This is a genomic window from Telluria mixta (assembly GCF_029223865.1).
GTDB lineage: Bacteria > Pseudomonadota > Gammaproteobacteria > Burkholderiales > Burkholderiaceae_D > Telluria > Telluria mixta.
Genome location: NZ_CP119520.1, coordinates 3,280,782 through 3,299,154, shown reverse-complemented (window position 1 = coordinate 3,299,154; position 18,373 = coordinate 3,280,782). Strand labels below are relative to the sequence as shown.

At 66.9% G+C, this 18,373-nt stretch carries 14 protein-coding genes and 2 tRNA genes; 10 read left to right on the top strand and 6 right to left on the bottom strand.

Translation table 11 applies throughout. The features are described from left to right. Positions 1-133: 133 nt before the first annotated feature. A tRNA-Lys gene (locus P0M04_RS14620) sits at positions 134-209 on the top strand. Positions 210-269: 60 nt separating this feature from the next. Here P0M04_RS14620 and P0M04_RS14615 read toward each other — a convergent pair. Beyond that, the gene (locus tag P0M04_RS14615; protein ID WP_259449980.1) at positions 270-665 is read right to left on the bottom strand and encodes a GYD domain-containing protein; all 396 of its coding nucleotides are present in this window, start codon (positions 663-665) and stop codon (positions 270-272) included. Positions 666-944: 279 nt separating this feature from the next. On the opposite strand from P0M04_RS14615, the gene P0M04_RS14610 reads away from it, so the two are divergent. Continuing rightward, positions 945-1,496: an energy transducer TonB gene (locus P0M04_RS14610; protein ID WP_259449979.1), complete on the top strand. Its 552-nt coding sequence runs from the start codon at positions 945-947 to the stop codon at positions 1,494-1,496. 3 nt (positions 1,497-1,499) lie between these two features. On the opposite strand, the gene P0M04_RS14605 is transcribed toward P0M04_RS14610, so the two are convergent. Next, positions 1,500-4,187 carry a bifunctional diguanylate cyclase/phosphodiesterase gene (locus P0M04_RS14605; protein WP_259449978.1) on the bottom strand — a complete coding sequence of 896 codons (2,688 nt, stop codon included), beginning with the start codon at positions 4,185-4,187 and terminating at the stop codon, positions 1,500-1,502. A gap of 170 nt (positions 4,188-4,357) precedes the next feature. Here P0M04_RS14605 and P0M04_RS14600 point away from each other — a divergent pair, with 170 nt between their 5' ends. Beyond that, the gene (locus P0M04_RS14600; protein ID WP_259449977.1) at positions 4,358-5,743 is read left to right on the top strand and encodes a hypothetical protein; all 1,386 of its coding nucleotides are present in this window, start codon (positions 4,358-4,360) and stop codon (positions 5,741-5,743) included. On the opposite strand, the gene P0M04_RS14595 is transcribed toward P0M04_RS14600, so the two are convergent. Then, on the bottom strand, positions 5,716-7,212 hold the full coding sequence (locus P0M04_RS14595) for an FAD-dependent oxidoreductase (RefSeq protein WP_259449976.1): 1,497 nt from the start codon (positions 7,210-7,212) through the stop codon (positions 5,716-5,718). The two genes, P0M04_RS14600 and P0M04_RS14595, sit on opposite strands and share 28 nt — an antisense overlap. A 70-nt stretch (positions 7,213-7,282) precedes the next feature. On the opposite strand from P0M04_RS14595, the gene P0M04_RS14590 reads away from it, so the two are divergent. Next, positions 7,283-7,762, top strand: a complete 480-nt coding sequence (locus tag P0M04_RS14590; protein ID WP_307734410.1) for a MarR family winged helix-turn-helix transcriptional regulator — start codon at positions 7,283-7,285, stop codon at positions 7,760-7,762. A 12-nt stretch (positions 7,763-7,774) separates the two neighbouring features. On the opposite strand, the gene P0M04_RS14585 is transcribed toward P0M04_RS14590, so the two are convergent. Both P0M04_RS14585 and P0M04_RS14580 read right to left on the bottom strand, forming a co-directional pair. Then, complete coding sequence (locus P0M04_RS14585) at positions 7,775-8,212, bottom strand: hypothetical protein (RefSeq protein WP_259449974.1); 438 nt, start codon at positions 8,210-8,212, stop codon at positions 7,775-7,777. Positions 8,213-8,453: 241 nt separating this feature from the next. Continuing rightward, entirely contained in the window at positions 8,454-9,419 is a 966-nt protein-coding gene (locus P0M04_RS14580; protein WP_259449973.1) for a diguanylate cyclase, read from the bottom strand. Positions 9,420-9,579: 160 nt separating this feature from the next. Here P0M04_RS14580 and P0M04_RS14575 point away from each other — a divergent pair. The 4 genes from P0M04_RS14575 to P0M04_RS14560 all read left to right on the top strand — a co-directional run bounded on the left by P0M04_RS14575 (position 9,580) and on the right by P0M04_RS14560 (position 14,494). Next, positions 9,580-9,655, top strand: a tRNA-Lys gene (locus P0M04_RS14575). A gap of 196 nt (positions 9,656-9,851) precedes the next feature. Continuing rightward, positions 9,852-11,873, top strand: coding sequence for a TonB-dependent receptor plug domain-containing protein (locus P0M04_RS14570; protein WP_259449972.1), 2,022 nt, complete (start codon positions 9,852-9,854; stop codon positions 11,871-11,873). Positions 11,874-11,875: 2 nt separating this feature from the next. After that, entirely contained in the window at positions 11,876-12,406 is a 531-nt protein-coding gene (locus P0M04_RS14565; RefSeq protein ID WP_259449971.1) for a YfiR family protein, read from the top strand. 15 nt (positions 12,407-12,421) lie between these two features. Continuing rightward, positions 12,422-14,494: a putative bifunctional diguanylate cyclase/phosphodiesterase gene (locus tag P0M04_RS14560; protein WP_259449970.1), complete on the top strand. Its 2,073-nt coding sequence runs from the start codon at positions 12,422-12,424 to the stop codon at positions 14,492-14,494. Positions 14,495-14,512: 18 nt separating this feature from the next. On the opposite strand, the gene P0M04_RS14555 is transcribed toward P0M04_RS14560, so the two are convergent. Then, positions 14,513-16,354 (bottom strand): glycoside hydrolase family 13 protein, encoded by a 1,842-nt coding sequence (locus P0M04_RS14555; RefSeq protein WP_259449969.1) that lies wholly within the window; start codon positions 16,352-16,354, stop codon positions 14,513-14,515. A 128-nt stretch (positions 16,355-16,482) separates the two neighbouring features. Here P0M04_RS14555 and P0M04_RS14550 point away from each other — a divergent pair, with 128 nt between their 5' ends. Then, entirely contained in the window at positions 16,483-17,097 is a 615-nt protein-coding gene (locus P0M04_RS14550; RefSeq protein WP_259449968.1) for an IMPACT family protein, read from the top strand. Positions 17,098-17,200: 103 nt separating this feature from the next. After that, positions 17,201-18,370 carry an MFS transporter gene (locus tag P0M04_RS14545; RefSeq protein WP_259449967.1) on the top strand — a complete coding sequence of 390 codons (1,170 nt, stop codon included), beginning with the start codon at positions 17,201-17,203 and terminating at the stop codon, positions 18,368-18,370. Positions 18,371-18,373 lie beyond the last annotated feature (3 nt).

Below are 18,373 nucleotides of genomic sequence, written 5' to 3'. Positions count from 1 at the left end.
CTGTTTGCCGCCACGTTTGCCGCCGCCTTCGTCCTGGGCAGCTTCGCGATCACCGCCGCCACGCCGCCCGTACGCACGGGCCGACGCGGGCGCTAGGCGAACGGCGGCCGAGCCGCTATAATGCTGCCTCTTCGGGTCGTTAGCTCAGTTGGTAGAGCAGCGGACTTTTAATCCGTTGGTCGCTGGTTCGAGCCCAGCACGGCCTACCAAGATTCAACGAAAACGCCAGCTTTCACGAGCTGGCGTTTTTGTTTCTGCAATATTCCCATTCATTCATTTCCATCTTGCGCACCTGGCGCAAGATGCCCACCTTCGCCTTCCCAGTTGGCGACCTCCGGGGGTATGTCATGGCCCGGTGGACGATAGGTCACGGTCTTGGTCACGGCTGCATCGATTTCCTGGGGCGTCAGCAGCACCGTCGTCTTGCACGTGGTGACGCCGGCGGCATCGACCCTGAGCGCCAGCGCCGCGGCGGCGGTGTTGTCGGGAAGCTCGCCGATGATGACGACATCCCTGTCGCCGAACACGAAATAAAAGGCTTCGACCTTCCCGCCGAGCGAATGGAATAATTGATCGACGGCCTCGCGCCGCCGCGTGCCGCCTTCCTTCAACAGGCCGTTGATCCCCTCGCTGAGATAGCTCGCTTCAACCAGAAATTTAGCCATGTGAGATCCTTCCAGAAGTTGCGTGCACCGATGTTTGACCGTGCGCGGGGCGCAGCGGTTCAACCGGCGCACCCTCGTCGCATTGGCAACACAGCATTGTTGCCATACCATGGATAACCACCGTAGCCGGAGATGGTTATCGTGCGACCCCACACTGCATTCGACCGCCCACGGCACGCGCTGCCCAGGCTTGCCGTCGTTCTCGCCCTCCACGTACTGGCCCTGTTCGCCTTCGTGTCACATGACCGCATCGAGCGCCCGAGGACGCCGCAAACCGTCATGCTGCTGACCCTCGTCGCGCCGAAGATCGTCGAGCCACCTCCCCCACCGCCGCCGCCGCGGCCCAGGAACAGGCCGCGGCCGCCGGGGCGCGAAGCCGCCGCACCGACGCCGCGCGACATCGACGTCGTGCCGCGCACCGAGGTGGCCGCCACCATCGTCGACAATGCCGTGCCGGTAGAGCCGGCCGGCGGCAGGCCCGACGGCGACGGCACCGCCGGTGCCGGCGACAGGAGCGAGGGAGCGGGCGCAGGCGATGGCGGCCGCGTTCCCGTCAAAGTGCGCGCCGTGGTCAATCCGGACAATTGCGCACGTCCGAGACTGCCATGGTCCGCCGAAGAGCGCCGGCTCGCCGGCGATGTGATCCTGGCGGTGCTGATCAACGTCGATGGTTGGGTAACGGATGCGCGCGTTGCCCGCTCGAGCGGCGAACCCATCCTCGATCGGACCGCGCTGGCCACTGCGCGCAAATGCCATTTCGTGGCAGCGACGATCGACAAGGTCCCGGTCCCGTCGTGGGAGCCCTTCCGGTTCTCATGGGTGAACCGGTGACGCCTACGCCTCCTGCAGCACGAAATTGCGCGCCACCGGCTGCGACGCCGCCGGCGGCTTGGCCTTCGAGATCAGCCAGCCCTGGATCTCGTCGCAATCGAGCGCGCGCAGCATGTCGACCTGCTCCATCGTCTCGACGCCTTCCGCCACCACGCGCATCGCGAGCGCACGCGCCATCGTCACGATCGCGCGAACGATCACGATGCCGCCCTCGGTCTTGCCGAGCTGGACGATGAAGGCGCGGTCGATCTTGAGACCGTCGAAATTGAGCTTGTACAGCTGCGACAACGACGAATAGCCGGTGCCGAAATCGTCCAGCAGCACTTTGATCCCGGCCTCGCGGATCGCCTGGATCGCGCTCACGACCGATGCCGTCTCGTTCATCACGGACGACTCCGTCAGCTCGACCTCGACCAGGCGCGGGTCGACCGCGTGATGTTCCAGTGCGCGCCGCAGCGTCTGCGCGACGTCCGTATCGTTGAACTGGCGCGGCGAGATGTTGATCGATACGGGCACCAGCTTGTCGCCGTTCTGCGCCCAGCGGGCCAGCTGGGCACAGACCTTGTCGATCACGAGATCGCCGAGCTTGAGCACCAGGCCCGTTTCCTCGACGAGGGGAACGAATTCGGCAGGCGCGACGACGCCCCGCGTCGGGTGCACCCAGCGCACGAGCGCTTCCAGGCTGGTGATCGAGCCGTCCGCCAGGTTCACGCGCGGTTCGTAGTACATGACGAACTGGTCGGCCGTCAGCGCGTGGCGCAGCTCGCGGATGCGCTCCAGGCGCGCCTTCAGCTGGTCGTGGAACTTGCCGTCGAAGAAGCGGTAGCTGCCCCGCTCGTTCATCTTCGCCGAATACATCGCGACGTCGGCATTCTGCAGCAGCGCGCGCGGTTCCTTGCCGTCCGCGGGGAACAGGCTGATGCCGATCGACGTGCCCACCACGTACTCGCCATAGGACAAGCGGATGCTGCGACGGAAGGCGCGCTGGATGCGCTCGCTCGCCTGGGCCGCGTCGAGGGCGTCGGCGATATTCTCGAGCACGATCACGAACTCGTCGCCGCCGAAGCGTGTCACGCAGTCGTGCGGCCGGACGGCTTCCTTCAGGCGGTGCGCGGCCGTGCACAGCAGCTCGTCGCCGGCGGCATGGCCCCAGGTGTCGTTGATGGCCTTGAAGCCGTCGAGGTCGATGAACAGCAGGGCGAACATCTTGTCGTCCTTTTCGGCCCGGGCGATGGCATCGCGCAGGTGGCCCTCGACCCAGTAGCGGTTGGGCAGGCGCGTGAGCGGATCTTCGTTGCTGCGCCGGACCAGTTCCTCTTCGTGGGCGCGTTCTTCCGTGACGTCGCGGGCCGAGACGGCGAGATTGTCGCCGTAGCGGAACATCTTGAGGGTCACCCACTTGGCCGGGAAGCTCTCTTGCGGGCGCCCCAGCGTCACCTCGTTGTAGCCGCTTTCCATCGCGCGGCGCAGGCTGTCCATGCGCGTGGCCAGGGTCTCGCCTTCGTACAGTTCCGTCACCTTCTTGCCGATCAGGTCCCGGCGTTCGCGTGCCACCAGTTCCGCGGCGCGCCGGTTGCAGTCGATGACCTCGAAGTCGGTCACCGCGCCCTGCTCGTCCCATTGCGGACGCAGCATGTAGAAGCCTTCGTTGCTGGCCTCGGTGGCCATCCGGTACGTGTCGCGGATCACGCGCAGGTCGCGGTCGCGGCGCGCGAGGCGCAGCGAATTGCTCATCGCGAGCACCGTGAACAGCAGGACGGCCGCCGTGCCCGCCCATGCGCTGCCGGTCCACGCGGCGCGCATCGCGGCCCACGGCGCGAGCGCGGCTTCCTGGTCGAGTCCCACCACCGCGTTCACGCCGCGCCGGTCCACGTGTTCCCAGCCGACGTAGCGCGGCCGGCCGTCGCCGAACCATGTCGCCCCGTCGACCAGTTCGCTGCCGGACGACAGCCGCAGCGGCGGCGCATGCACGAACGCCGGTGTGCGGACGGTGCCCGCCGGCCCTTCCGACCGCAGCGCGCGCGTGCGCCCGTCGTCGCCGACGATGGCCAGCAGGCCGTCCTGGCGGAACACCGCGTCCGCATCGCCCATCGTGAAATACGCGGGATCGACCGCGACGACGATGGCGGCCGCGAACCTGCCGTCGTGGTCCGACAGTTCCCACGCGAACAGCAGGCGGTGCCTGCGGCCGCTGCGTCCTTCGACCGGCACCTCGTCCACGAAGAAGTTGACCGGCATGCCGCTGCGCACGCGGGGCAGGATGTAGGCGACGGCAGGTGGCGACATCGTCGTCGGCGCGGTGGACGTCAGCACCCGGCCCTCGCCATCGACGATCGCCACGAGCAGGCGCGACGCATCGAGGAACAGGCCATGCTCGTCCGCATAGCCCAGGTGCACGGCGCCCTGTCTGGCCTCCCACTCATATTTCACGAACCGGACCGTCTGTTCGATCGTGTCGACGGCGCGCTGGATCTGTCCGGCGTAGCCGCCCGCGAGCGTACGGGCGCTTTGCAGCGTTTTGAATTCGAGCTCGCTGCGCTCGGCCTCCAGGCGCTGGAACAGGAAGAACCAGCCGAGCACGAGCACGACCGCTGCGCCCAGCGGCCAGGCCAGCAGCCGCCACAGGTGCTGCTTCCAGAACGCAGGGGCGCCGTCGCGCGCGTGCCGTGCTGCCGCAACGCGTGTTCGCAAGTACGTCAATAGTCTGCGATACATTGCTCGCCCCTTGCCAGACGATCCTGAATAGGAAAGTACGCCGGTTTCAGAAAAATTCAACTTCCGTACGTACAGGATGCAGAAGCCGCTTGTGTTGTGGTAGATATTCGTCTTTACAACAACACAAGGATACGAGGAGACGTGCAATGACAACATGGAGCATCCTGGCCGCGCTGCTGTCCGGCGCCCTGCTGGCGGTGAGCCGCGACACGGGACAGCTCGGCTGGCTAGTCCTCGCGGCACCCGTGCCGCTGCTCGTGGTCGCGTTGCGCGCACCGCGGGCACGGTGGATCGCCAGCCTCGCGTTCGCGGCCGGATTGATGGCCGAGGCGGGCCCGATGTGGTTTTATGGCCGGATCCTGCCGGTGATCTATGGTCTCGCGATCGCCCAGGCGCTGATATTCATGTTCACGGTCTTGTTCATGCGGGCACTGCATCGACGCTTCCCAGCGGCCGTGGCCGTGCTCGGGTTCGCCGTGATGACGGCGGCCCAGGAATACCTGCGCAGCCTGGTCTCGCCGAACGGCAGCTTCTTCGCGCTGGGCTACGCGCTGGTGGACGTCGCGCCGTTGCTGCAGACGGCCGCGCTGGCCGGCATCGCCGGGCTGACGTTCCTCGCGGCCGTGGTCCCGGCCGGGCTCGCCCTGCTGTGCGTCCGGCCGCGCGATACCGGCGCGGCGCTGGCATGGTCGACCCCGGTGCTCGCGGCGTTGCTGTACGGGTTCTGGCAACTGGCGCAACCGCCGGGACCGTCCGTGCGCGTCGCCCTGCTGAGCGACGACCGGTACGCCGGGCGGGTGTTCCATCATCCGGACGCGGGGCCCGGCATCGCCGCCGCGTTCGCGCGCCAGGTCGCCGCGGCCACCGCGCATGGGCCGGCGGCGATCGTCGTGCCGGAAAAGATCCTGGCGGCCGGTGCGGTGCTCGCACCGCCGCCGGGCGGTGTCGTCGTCGCGGGTCTCGACGCCCCCGCGCCGCAAGGCGGCCGGCTGAACATCGCCGCGCTGTATCGGCCCGGCGCGCCTGTCGACACCTACCTGAAGAAGCGCATGGTGCCAGGCCTGGAAGAAGAATACGTGCGGGGGACCGCCGAACTGGTCACACGGGTCGGCGGCCTGCCCGCCGGCATCGCCATCTGCAAGGACATGGATTTCGCCCAGGACCTGCGCCGGTACGGCCGGCGCGACGTCGGCCTGATGCTGGTGCCCGCCTGGGACTTCGACCGCGACGCGTATCTGCATGGCCGGATGGCGATCGTGCGCGGCGTCGAGAACGGTTTTGCGGTCGCGCGCTCGGCCTCGCAAGGCTTGATGACGCTGAGCGATGCGCACGGACGCATCGTCGCCGAGCGCCGCACGGCGCACGCCCCCGGCATGCTCGTGGGCGACCTGCCGACGGGGCGCGGCGGCACGGTCTACAGCCGTATCGGGGACGTGTTCGGCCAAGCCATGGCGGCGGCGTGGCTGTTGTTGCTGGCGACCCTGGCCTGGCGCTGGCGGCGTGTTCAGGCCAGCCCGGCACGCCGCATGTAGGCAGCCAGCGCATCGACGTCGGCGGATGCGGCGATGGCGCCGACGTAGCCGTCCGGACGCACCAGCACGAGCTCGCCGGGCTGCAACCCATAGGCCGCCTGGGCGTGACCATGCGTGTCGATCACATCGCCGCGCGCGCCGAACAGGTGCAGGCGCAGGCCCGGACGCCGCAACGCGTCCGCGACGCCGGGCGCGACGTCGCGGCCCAGCAAGGTCCAGTGCGGCCCCGCGAACAATGCGAAGAGCCGCGCCGGCTGCCCCGCCGCGCCCAGCACGACGGCGTCCGGCGCCCGGTCGCCGGGCTGTATGCCGTGCGCCCGCGCCGGCTGCGCGAACGACAGCGGCGAATCGGGATACGCCAGGTCGAGCTGCCGTACCTCGCGCCCGCGGCGCATCTCTCCGCCCCGGCGCGCGGCGTCCAGCAGCGCCGTGGACAACTGCAGCATCGCGGCCGCGACGGGGCGGCGCTCCGCCTCGTAAGTGTCCAGCAGATCGTCCGGCGCGCCCGCGAGCACGGCCGCCAGTTTCCAGCCCAGGTTGTACGCATCCTGCACGCTGGTATTCAATCCCTGCCCGCCCGTGGGTGGATGCGTGTGCGCGGCGTCGCCAGCCAGGAAGACACGCCCCACGCGATAACGGTCGGCCAGGCGCGCATTCATCGTGTACGCCGAGGCCCAGGACACGCTGCCCACGTGCACGTCGCGGCGGCCGGTCCGGTCCTTGAGCATCGCATCCAGGGCTGGCGCCGACAGGTCGACGTCGCCTTCGGGCGGAATCGGCGCCTGGATCTGGAACAGGTCCGTTCCCCCGAGCGGACACACCTCCATCCGGCGCGCCATGTCGTCGCCGTTGAAGCGATGCCAGGCATCGCGCTCGAGACCCGTCAAGGCGACGTCCGCCACCAGCGCCCGCACGCCCAGCGTCTTGCCGGGGAAGCCGACGCCGAGCAGATGGCGTACCGTGCTGCGTCCGCCGTCCGTGCCGACGACGTAGCGCGCACGCAGGCGCGACTCGCCGCCGCGGCCCGCGAGCGTGACCGTGACGCCATCCGCGTCCTGCGCCAGGTCCGTGAGCGCGAGGCCGGATTCGACCCGTTGTCCCAGCTCCAGCAGGCGCTCGCGCATCACCTGCTCGGTCATGGATTGCGGCAGCATCAGCGGCGTGGCGTAGGGCTCCGCCGGCGTCGCCGCCTGGTCCGCGGCAATCGGGGCATCGGCATGGCTGCCGTCCGCGGCGTGGATGCGCTGGGGCGGATACGGCCCGCCCAGCGCCACCGCCCGGTCGACGATGCCGAGGTCCTCGAAGACTTCCAGCGTACGGGGCTGGATGCCTTTGCCGCGCGAGCCGTGGAATGGCACGTCCTGCCGCTCGACCAGGCGGAACGGGACGTTCCGCCGCGCCAGATCAAGGGCCAGGGTCAGGCCGGCGGCACCCGCGCCGCAAATCAGTACATCGGTATCGAAGTCCATGTCGCTCTCCCAGTGTCTTATGTGTAAAATACACATAACTGGAGAGGAGTATATGGCAACGAAAAATAATGTGCAAGATACACATATATCGGCACGCCTGCGTGAATTGCACACGTCGCTGATCAGCATCGTCAGCGCGATGAACCGGCCGCAGCGCGATGAGGAACTCATCCGCCAGGCCGGCGTCAGGCTGGACCGGGCGCTGTTTCCGCTGCTGGTCGGGATCGAACGGCTGGGACCGATCGGCGTCGTCGAGCTGGCCGAACGGTCGGGACGCGACTACACCACCGTCAGCCGCCAGGTGGCCAAGCTAGACAGCCTGGGACTCGTGGAAAGGCGCGCGTCCGATGAGGATGCGCGGGTCCGGCTGGCCTCGATCACCCCGAAGGGAAAGGCCATGACGGACGCGCTCGACGCGGCGCGCGACAAGATGGCCCGTGACGTCTTCGCGTCATGGGACAAGGAGGATTTCGACAACCTGGTGCGGCTGATGCGCAGGCTGGCCGACGCGATCGACCAGCCGCCGGCCCCGCCCGGCGACGCGGGCTGAGCGGCCGGTGCTTCAGCGCTGCGCCATCTTCGCCGTCACGACGATCATCTGCGCCAGGCTCGGATCGGCAACGTTGCTCGGCACATAGCTCATCATCATGTCGTCGCGGTTGTCGCCCTTGTTGAACTCCATGATCACATTGCCGTCGCGCGACACGAAGCGGTCGGGCGATTGCGCGATGAGGTGCATCCGGCGCTGTTTGTCGATCTGGGCGACGATCCCGTCGCGTGCCGGCTGCACCTTCAGCCGCCAGCCGTTCGACAGCTCGTACGCGCCGCTGACTTCCTCGGCCTGGTAGTCCCAGATGCGGAATGCCGTGCGCGGCTGCGCGGTCACCTCGACGCGCGAGATCGGCGCGTCGTCATTGATCGGATAATTCCCCGACTGCGCGCCGGCACCGGGCGCGAACAACAGCAGGGATGCGGAAAGTGCCAAGGGAAGCGGACGCATGATGTCTCCTTCAGTGATGGACGGTACCGCGGTACGGGTCTGGCCGGCGGCGGCAATTCAGTCTAGGGCGCCGGTTGCCGGCCACAAGGGCGGCAAGGGCCGCATCACGAAACAGTCTGTATTTACACCGAATCAGATCGATGCGAAATGACTCGCCGCGGTCGGCGAAGGGCCGCTTCCCGTATCGCTATGCGCGGCACGGTGGCGGATATGCACGTCATTGCGACGTGCTGAATGACCGTCAGGAGGATGCGTCGCCGTCTACCACGACGCGATTGCGGCCACCACGCTTTGCCGCATACAAGGCCTTGTCCGCCGCCTCGATCAGGGCGGGAACCTCATGCAGGCGCTCAGGATCAAAGCTTGCGACACCGATGCTCAGCGTGACCATCGGCCAATGGGCCGCGGGGGCGTGCTGCAGCGCCAGTCCGGCCACGTGTTCGCGGATCGCGTTCGCGTGCAGCCTGGCCTGTTCGAGCGACGTGTCCGGCAGGATCGCCGCGAACTCCTCGCCACCATAGCGTGCCGCCACGTCGGCCGGGCGCTTCAGTTTGGCCGCGAGGGCCTGGGCCACGGTGGACAGGCAGGTGTCGCCCTGCTGGTGGCCGAAATGGTCGTTGTAGGCCTTGAAGGAATCGATGTCGATCAGCAGCAGCGACAGCTCGCCCTTCACGCGTTGCGCACGGCGCAGTTCGCGGTCCAGCGCGACGTCGAAGTAGCGGCGGTTGGCGATGCCGGTCAGGCCGTCGACGTACGATCGGGCGCGCAGCGATTCGGCGTGGTCGAGGAGACGCTTTTCGCGTTCGACGGCCCCGCTGACGTCGCGGATCTCGATCATGCAGTAGCGCTGCTCGCCATCGCGGAACGGCGTCACCGTCACGGCCTGGTCGATGCGCGGGCCGTCGAAGCTGCCCGCCTCGCGCAGGGGAAATGGCGCCCGGCTTTCCGTTTGCGGGATGGCCGTGCTCGCGCCATCGCTGAGCGCCGCCAGCACGGCCGCTTCGACGCGCGAACCGCGCAGTTCGGGGAACACCTCGAACAGCGGGCGCTCGCGCACGCGCGCGGCGGCGCGGGCGGAACGCGGCACCATCCAGCCGTTCCAGAGCACGATCTTGTGGTGGGCGTCGAGCACGATGATCCCGCTGTTGACGAGATTCAGGGCGCGCAGGGACAGGTCGGTGGCGGTATCGGAGTCGGTCGGGATCACGGCACGGCGTCGTGTGAGAGTGTTTGAATAAATATCTGAAAATCAACTGATCATACCGGAAATCAATCCCTGTGCGTTACTTCGGGCGAACAGTAATTGTTGCCAATTTTCACGAAAGCACTTGGCCGTGTGCCGATAAGCCGCTATAATGCTGCCCGTCGGGTCGTTAGCTCAGTTGGTAGAGCAGCGGACTTTTAATCCGTTGGTCGCAGGTTCGAGCCCCGCACGGCCTACCAGTATTACCCAGGAAGCCCATGAACTCCGGTTCATGGGCTTTTTGCTTTTCCTCGCTCTTGTCAGATTCTTCCTAGCTTTACCCTCGGAATTAGTTGCACCGGCCAATCAATTGGTTCTAGTCAACAGATTCGCTCCTGCACGTCCTTACACTGGGCCGCTCGGCCGCTCTGCCCAGCACTTCCTCGAGGACCTGCTATGTTGTCACACAAGGAAACGTCTCTGTCCCGTCACCTGTCGCGCGCGCTCGGCCTCCTGGCGGCCGGCTTCCAGGCCGGGGCCCTGGCGCAGCAGGGCCCCGATCTGAACGCTCTGCCGCTCGAACAATTGCTCAACCTCGAGGTCGTCACGGCGTCGAAGATTCCGCAGAAGATCAGCGAGGCGCCGTCGTCCGTCACCGTGATCACGGCCGAGGACATCCGCCTGCGCGGCTACCGCACGCTCACGGAGGTCCTGCAGAGCGTGCCGGGCATGACGGTGTCCTATGACCGCAACTACAACTACGCGAACATCCGCGGCCTGGGCAATCCGGGCGACCTGAATACGCGGCTTCTGATCCTGATCGACGGCCGGCGCCTGAACGACGTCGTCTACGACCAGGGCGCCATCGGCACCGAATTCCCCATCGACCTGGCCCTCATCGACCGCGTCGAGTTCGTGCCCGGTCCCGGCTCCGCCATCTACGGCAGCAGTGCGTTCTTCGGCGTGGTGAACGTGCTCACGAAAAGCGGTGCGGCACTCAAAGGGCAGACCGTCAGCGTTGGCCGGATCACTGGCCGGGGCCGCGAAGTCCGCAACACGTACGGCCGCGGGACGCCGGGCGGCACCGAGCTGCTGCTGGGCGCGTCGGCGTACGACAGCGTGGGACGCGACCTGTACTTTCCCGAATTCGACGATGCGATCAGCCACGGCATCGCCAGGGGGCTCGACTACGACCGCTACCACCGGCTGTTCGCGAAACTGAGCTCGGGCGGCGTCGTGGCCGAGACCTATTTCGGCAGCCGCACGAAAGGCATCCCGACGGCGTCCTACGGCCAGCAGTTCAACGATCCGCGCAGTTGGTCGCTGGACGAATACGCGGGTGCAGCCCTGTCCTGGCACCGCGCCGTCTCCGAGACGCTCGACCTGTTCGCCGGCGTGAGCGTGGCACGCTACCGCTACCGGACCGTCAACATCACCGAGCCGGCAAGCGACAGCACGACGTACAGCGTCGATACGGCCGAAAGCCTCAGCAGCGGCGCGGAGGTGCGTGCCATCAGCAGCGCACTGCGCGGCCACAAACTCATCGCCGGCGCGGAATACACGCGCGACAGCAAGCGGCAGATGTCGAACTACGACATGGCCCCGTACCACCTCAACCTCGACGCCGCTCATCCGAAGCGGCAGGCCGCCGTCTACCTGCAGGACGAGATGCGGCTCGGTAATAAACTCATCCTGAACACGGGCGTGCGCCACGACTACGATTCCGAAGGCGGCGCCACGACGAATCCGCGCGTGGCCCTGCTCTACAAGACGACGAACCAGGTGACGCTCAAGGCCTTGTACGGCACGGCCTTCCGCTCCGCCAACGCCTACGAACGCTATTACACGTTCGATTTCCGGGCGAATCCGGCGCTGCGCTCGGAGCGCATCAAGACGTATGAACTGATCGCGGAATATTTTCCGACCGACCGCTTCCGCGCCTCGGCCTCCGTCTTCCAGTACCGCATGCGCGACATGCTGGCGCTGGCCACCGATCCGGTCAACGGCATGCTTGTCTTCTCGAACATCGACGCGGCCCGCGCCACGGGCATCGAGCTGGACGCGGAATGGCTGCGCGAAGACGGCAGCGCCCTGAAGGGCAGTGCGAACGTGCAGTCGGCGCGCAACGACGCCGATGGCGCATGGCTGCCCAATTCGCCGCGCCGCCTGTTCAAGCTGAACTACGCGCTGCCGCCGCTCGGCGACCACTTGCGCGCGCATGCCGAGTACCGCTTCACGAGCCGGCGCCGCACGGTGCAAGGCGGCGAGGTCGGAGGATTCGGCGTCGTCGACCTGAACCTCGTCGGCACGCTGGGCCCGCACGTGGAGCTGTCCGCCGGCGTGCTCAATGTCTTCGCCAGGCGCTACGCCGATTCCGCCAGCGAGGAACACTACGACAACAGCACGCCGCCGCGCCACCTCGACGCCATCGGACAGGATGGCCGCACGCTGCGCTTCATGGCGACGGTCCGGTTCTGACGATGATGCGGCCCGGCCTCGCGCGCCTCCTGCTCCTTTGTTGCCTGCTGCTGCCGGCGGCCGCGCAGGCTCAAGCCCAACCCCAGGCCGCCGACGAATACGCGGCGAAGGCGGCGTTCATCTACAACATCGCGCAGTTCAGCACCCTGCCGAACATGAACGGCGTCGTGCGCCTGTGCGTGCTGGGGCGCGATCCGTTCGGCAGCGCGCTGGCCACGCTGGAAGGCAAGCCGCTCGGGAATGCGCGCCTGTCCATCGTGTATCCGCACTCGGGTCCGGAGGCGCTGATGCAATGCCACATCCTGTACATCAGCGCGTCGGAATCCGACGACATGACGGCGCTCGCCGACAGCGCCCGCGCGGCCGGCGTGCTGACGATCGCCGATACGCGCGGCGCCGCGCGCAAGGGCGTGATGCTCGAACTGGTGCTGGACGACCGCCGCATCGCCTTCGAGTTCAATGGTGCCGCAGCACGCGGTGCCGGCGTCGTCCTCAGCTCCAAGGTGCTGCGGCTGGCGCGTGCCATCTATTAGACCCGGACGGCCAGCATGGAACAACTCATCGAATGGATCAACCGGCAGGCCCTGAGCACCAAGCTCAAATGGACCTACCTCGTCACGAGCGGCGGCGTGATGCTGCTGTCGACGCTGTTCCTGATCGGCATCCAGCTGTACTTCTTCACGGCCGCGCTGGTGCGGCAGACGCAGTCGCAGGCGACGATGGTGGGCGAGAACCTGACGGCCGCCATGGCCTTCGCCGACGCCGAGGCGGCCGGCGACATCCTGTCCGCGCTGCGCGTGGCGCCGGACGTGCAGTCGGCCGTCGCCTATGACGCGAAAGGCAAGGCGTTCGTCAGCTTCGTGCGCGATCCGCAGTCGCCCCCCGCCGCGCGCGACCCGCGTGCGCGCGAGACGGTGGTGGACGTGCGCGGCGTCAGCGTCACGCGCCGGATCCAGGTCGGCAGCCGCCTGCTCGGCACCGTGGTCGTGCGCAGCAGCGTGACGAGCGTGTACGGCCAGCTCGCGCTGTATCTCGCACTGGCGCTGCCGATGTCGCTGGCCCTGCTCAGCCTCTCGTACTACGCGCTGTCGCGCCTGCAGCGCTACTTCACGGCCCCGATCCGCGCGCTGTCGGCGGTGAGCGAGCAGATTTCGCGGCAAGGCGATTATTCGCTGCGCGCCGAGGTGTCGCCCGCGGCGGACATCGGCCTGCTGGCGCGCACGTTCAACGGCATGCTGGACCGCATCCAGAAGCGCGAACGGGAACTGGAAGCGGAGATCAACGAACGCAAGCGCATCGAGGTCAAGCTGGACCGGCTGGCGCACTACGATCCCGTCACGCAGCTCAACAACCGGCACTTCTTCAACGAGCGGCTGGAATCGGTCCTCACGCGCGCCCGCAAATTCGACGAGCGCACCATCCTGATGTTCATCGACCTGGACAACTTCAAGACGGTCAACGACACGCTGGGCCACGACATCGGCGACGAGCTGCTGCGCCTCGTGTCGCGCCGGCTGTCGGAGACACTGCGCTTCGGCGACGTCCTGTCGCGCATCGGCGGCGACGAATTCGGCATCATCCTCGAGAACGTGAGCCAGGTCGGCGTCGCGTCGCTGATCGCGGAAAAATGCCTGTGCAAGCTGGCCGACCCGATCCACATCCACGGCCACGACATCCACATCGGCGCGTCCATCGGCATCAGCGTGTATCCGGACGACGCGACCGACATGCACGCACTGCTGAAATACGCCGACACCGCCATGTACTACGCGAAGAACGGCGGCAAGAACGCGTGGCGCATGTTCACGCCCAGCATGCGCGACGACGCCCATAAACGCTTCAAGCTGGACAACAACCTGCGGCGCGCGCTGGAACGCGACGAGTTCGTGCTGCACTACCAGCCGCAAGTCGACCTCAAGACGGGCGACATCGTCGGCGTCGAAGCGCTGATCCGCTGGATCCATCCGCAGCTGGGCATGGTCAGCCCCAGCGACTTCATCCCCGTCGCCGAGGACACCGGCGTCATCGTGCCGATCGGCGAATGGGTGCTGCGCGAAGCGTGCCGCGACCTGAAGCGCTGGCACGCCCAGGGCTATTCCCTCCGCGTGGCCGTCAACCTGTCCGGCCGCCAGCTCAAGGAAAACAACCTGGTCGCGGCCGTGCTGGCGACCTTGCGCGAGGCCGACATCGACCCGTGCTGGCTCGAACTGGAACTGACGGAGAGCATGCTGATGGACGCCTCCACCGACATCGTCGACCGCCTGCACGCGCTGACGGACGCCGGCATCCAGCTCGCGATCGACGACTTCGGCACGGGTTATTCATCGATGAGCTACCTGAAGACCTTCCCCGTGCGCGCGCTGAAGGTGGACCGCAGCTTCGTGCGCGGCCTGCCGCAGGATCCGGAAGACGCGGCCATCACGCGCGCGATCATCGCGATGGCCAGGAGTCTCAAGATGGAGATCGTGGCCGAGGGCATCGAGACACAGGAACAGCACGACTTCCTGCGCGCGCACGGCTGCGACAAGTCGCAGGGCTATCTGTACGGCCGGCCGTGCGCGGCCGCGCAGATCGGGCAGATGCTCGCGCGCACGGGCGCGGGCGCCTGCGAAGTCGACTAAAGGCCCGTCAAATGCGTATCACCACTCGACCACGACGGACGTCATGGCCGGTACCGCCAGCGGCGCGCGCAGGTCGACGGCGGCGCCGGTCAGCACGTTGCGGCCCTGGCGCGCATCCTTCACCATGCCGGCGAAGCGCGACAGGTCCAACTGCGTGTCCTGCGGATTCTTGTTCAGCACGACCATGACCGTCTGCCTGCCGTCGTGGCGGAAATACACGTAGTGGCCGTCGCCGGGGAGGTAGTGCGTCAGCTTGCCGGTCTTGACGGCGGAACTGGTCTTGCGCCAGTTGAACAGCGTGCGCACGAGGTGCTGCATGCCGCGCTGGGCCTCCGTCAACCCCGTGCCCGCGAACGCATCGACCTTGTCGCCCGCCCAGCCGCCCGGCATGTCCGCGCGCAGCACGCCGTCGACGCGCTCCTTCGGCCCCTGGATCAGCATCTCGGTCCCATAGAACATCTGCGGAATGCCGCGCGTCGTCGCCATCAGGATCAAGTCCGTCTTCAGGAGGTCGATGTTGCCATCCACCTGCGCCAGCGCGCGCGGACGGTCGTGGTTGTCCGGGAAGACCATCAACTTCAGCGGGTCCGCGTACAGGTAGTCGGCCGCGATGGTCTCGTAGATCTTGATGAGGCCCTGGCCGCTGTCTTCCGGCGCCGTCAGCGCTTTCGGGGCCGTGTCGACGAGCGGGAAATCCATCACCGTCGGCAGCTCGGAACGGAAGCCGTCGCCGTTGACGACGCCCTTCTGCCAGTACGCGACCATGTACGGACGGTCGTCCATCTCCTCGCCGACGACGTTCAGGTTCGGGTATTCCGCGCGCACGGCGCGGTTCCAGTCGTTCAGGAAGGCCGGGTCGGCATACGAATACGTGTCTTCGCGGATGCCGGACAGGTTCGCGTACTCGACCCACCACAGCGTGTTCTGGATCAGGTAGCGGGCCACCAGCCTGTTCTTCTGGTTCACGTCCGGCATCGACGTATCGAACCAGCCGTCGACGAAGCGCGCCTTGTCTTCCGGCGCCGCGTGGATGTCCTGCGCGACCGTGTGCTGGTTGTTGGTCTTCACGAACGTCTTGCCGTGGTTGATCCAGTCGGACGACGGCATGTCCTGCATCCACCAGTGGCCCGTGCCGATATGGTTCACGACGATGTCCTGGATCACGCCGATGCCGCGCGCATTGGCCGCGGCCACGTAGTTGCGGTAGTCCTCGTTGCTGCCGAAGCGCGGATCGATCCTGTAGTAATCGGTCAGCGCATAGCCGTGGTACGAGTACGCCTGCTGGTTGTTTTCCAGCAGCGGCGTGGGCCAGATCATCGTGAACCCGAGGCCGCGGATGTAATCGAGCTGCGCCTGCATGCCCGCCAGGTCGCCGCCGTGGCGCCCGTTCGGATCGCGCCGGTCGCTCTTTTCGCGCATGCCGGCGTCGTCGTTGGCCGGGTTCCCGTTCGAAAAACGGTCGGGCACGATCAGGTAGACCGCGTCGCCGGAGTCGAAGCCGCGCCGCGCCGCCGAATCCTTGCGGCGCGCTTCCAGGCGATACGGCACCGTCGTCACCACGTCCTTGCCGCGCTTGAACTGCAGTTTCAGTTCACCGGGCTTCGTGGTCGCGCCGATCTTCAGGTTCACGAACAGGAAGTTCGGGTTGTCCGTGCGCTCCACGCCGGCGATGCGCACGCCGGGGTAACTCAGCGCCGGCTCCAGCTCGGCGATCTTCTCGCCATGCACCATCACCTGCAGGTCGGACCACTTCATGCCGACCCACCAGTTCATCGGTTCCACGTGCTGGACGGCGTAGGGCGCGGCGCTGGCCCACATGGCGGGCAGGAAGGCCGAGATGGCAAGAACAAGCTTCTTCATGATGTCTCCAAGTTGATTTGTAGTAAAGTAACATCACAAATCGGCGACTTCAAGGCACCCTCTATAGACAACATGTAGTTTTACTTCCGCATGCGATCTGCGCGGAAATACAGTAAGCTGTTGGCCCCATGCCGCAGACCATCCTCACCCCTGTCCATCACGAACTGATCATCAAGAAAAGCCGCTTCATCGCCTGCGTCCAGCCGATGCCCGACCGGGCCGGTGCGCAAAAGATCGTGGCGGGGCTATGGGCCGACCATCCCGGCGCCGCGCACGTGTGCTGGGCGTTGTTGGCGGGCGGGCATTCGGCTGCCGTCGACGACGGGGAGCCCAGCGGCACGGCCGGCCGTCCCATGCTGGACGTGCTGCGCCACCAGGACCTGGAAGGCGTGCTGGCGACTGTCGTGCGCTATTTCGGCGGCGTCAAGCTGGGCGCGGGCGGCCTCGTGCGTGCTTACACAGACAGCGTCGCCCAGGCGCTGCTGGGCGCGCAGAAGATCGCCATCATCCGCCAGCGTCACCTGCGCTGCGACGCGCCCTACCCGCTCGAAGGCCTGATCCGGCGCGAACTGGACGGTGCCAGTGCCACGCTGGACACCGTCCAGCATGCCGATGTCGTCTCGTTCGCCTTCCACCTGCCGGACGACAAGGCCGCGGCGCTCATTGCCCGCCTGAGCGAGGCGGGCAACGGCCGCATCCATTGGCTCGCGGAAAACGACGCCCCGCAAGCGGACTCGGCCTGATACCGCTATCATGTGAGGCTATACCGGACATCACGACTCGAAAGCGGACTCGCCTGTCGCGAACCGCCATAATGTCCGGCTTCCTCCAGCAAAGACTACACACATGATCAAGAAGAGCCTGGCGCCCCTCGCCCTGGGCGGTTTCGGTATCGGCATGACGGAATTCGTCATGATGGGCATCCTGCCCGATATCGCGACCGGCCTGGACATTTCCATTCCCCAAGCGGGCTACCTGATTTCGGCGTATGCGGTCGGCGTGGTCGTCGGCGCGCCGACGCTCGTCAGCATGCTGTCGCACCGTCCGCCGCGCAGCGTGCTGATCTGGTTCATGCTGATGTTCACGGCATTCAACGCGCTCTCGGCCTTCGCGCCGAACTTCCATACCATGCTGCTGTTCCGCTTCCTGGCCGGCCTGCCGCACGGCGCCTTCTTCGGCGTGGGCGCCGTCGTCGCCACGCGTCTCGCGGACAAGGGCAAGGAAGCGGCCGCGCTCGCCAGCATGTTCTCCGGCCTGACGATCGCGAACGTATTGGGCGTACCGGCCGGCACCTGGCTCGGCCACAACATGAGCTGGCGCTTCGTGTTCCTGATCGTGGCCGTCATCGGCCTCGCGACGATGATCATGCTGCACAAGCTGATCCCGTATTTCGAGGCGACGCCGGGCGCCGGCCTGCGCCAGGACCTGAAAATCTTCCGCAAGCCGAACCTGTGGCTGGCGCTGGGCATCACGTCGATCGGCACGGGCGGCTTCTTCGCCTGGCTCAGCTACATCGCCCCGCTGCTGACGGACGTGACGCACTTCCACGCCAACACCATCCCGCTGATCATGACGGCGGTGGGCGTCGGCATGACGGTCGGCGTGAACGTGGGCGGCAAGCTGGCGGACCGCGTGCCGCCGCTGACCGCGATCATCATCCTGTTGATCACGATGGTCGCCCTGCTGTGCATGAACGCGTTGCTGGCGTCGTCGCAGCCGGCGATGATGGTGCTGGCGTTCGCCGTCGGCGCGAATGCGCTGGCGCTGGGCCCGCCGATCCAGATGCTCCTGATCGAACATTCGCGCGAAGCGGAGATGCTCGGCTCGTCGCTGGGCCAGTCCGGTTTCAATATCGGCAATGCGCTGGGCGCGTTCCTCGGCGGGATTCCGCTGACCCTGGGCTATTCGTATGCGTCGCCGCAGTGGGTGGCGGCGAGCCTGGCACTGTCCGGCGTCGTGCTGGCGCTCGCGATGCGGGCGCACGGCCGGCGGGCCGCGGTGGCGGTGCCGGCGTAACGC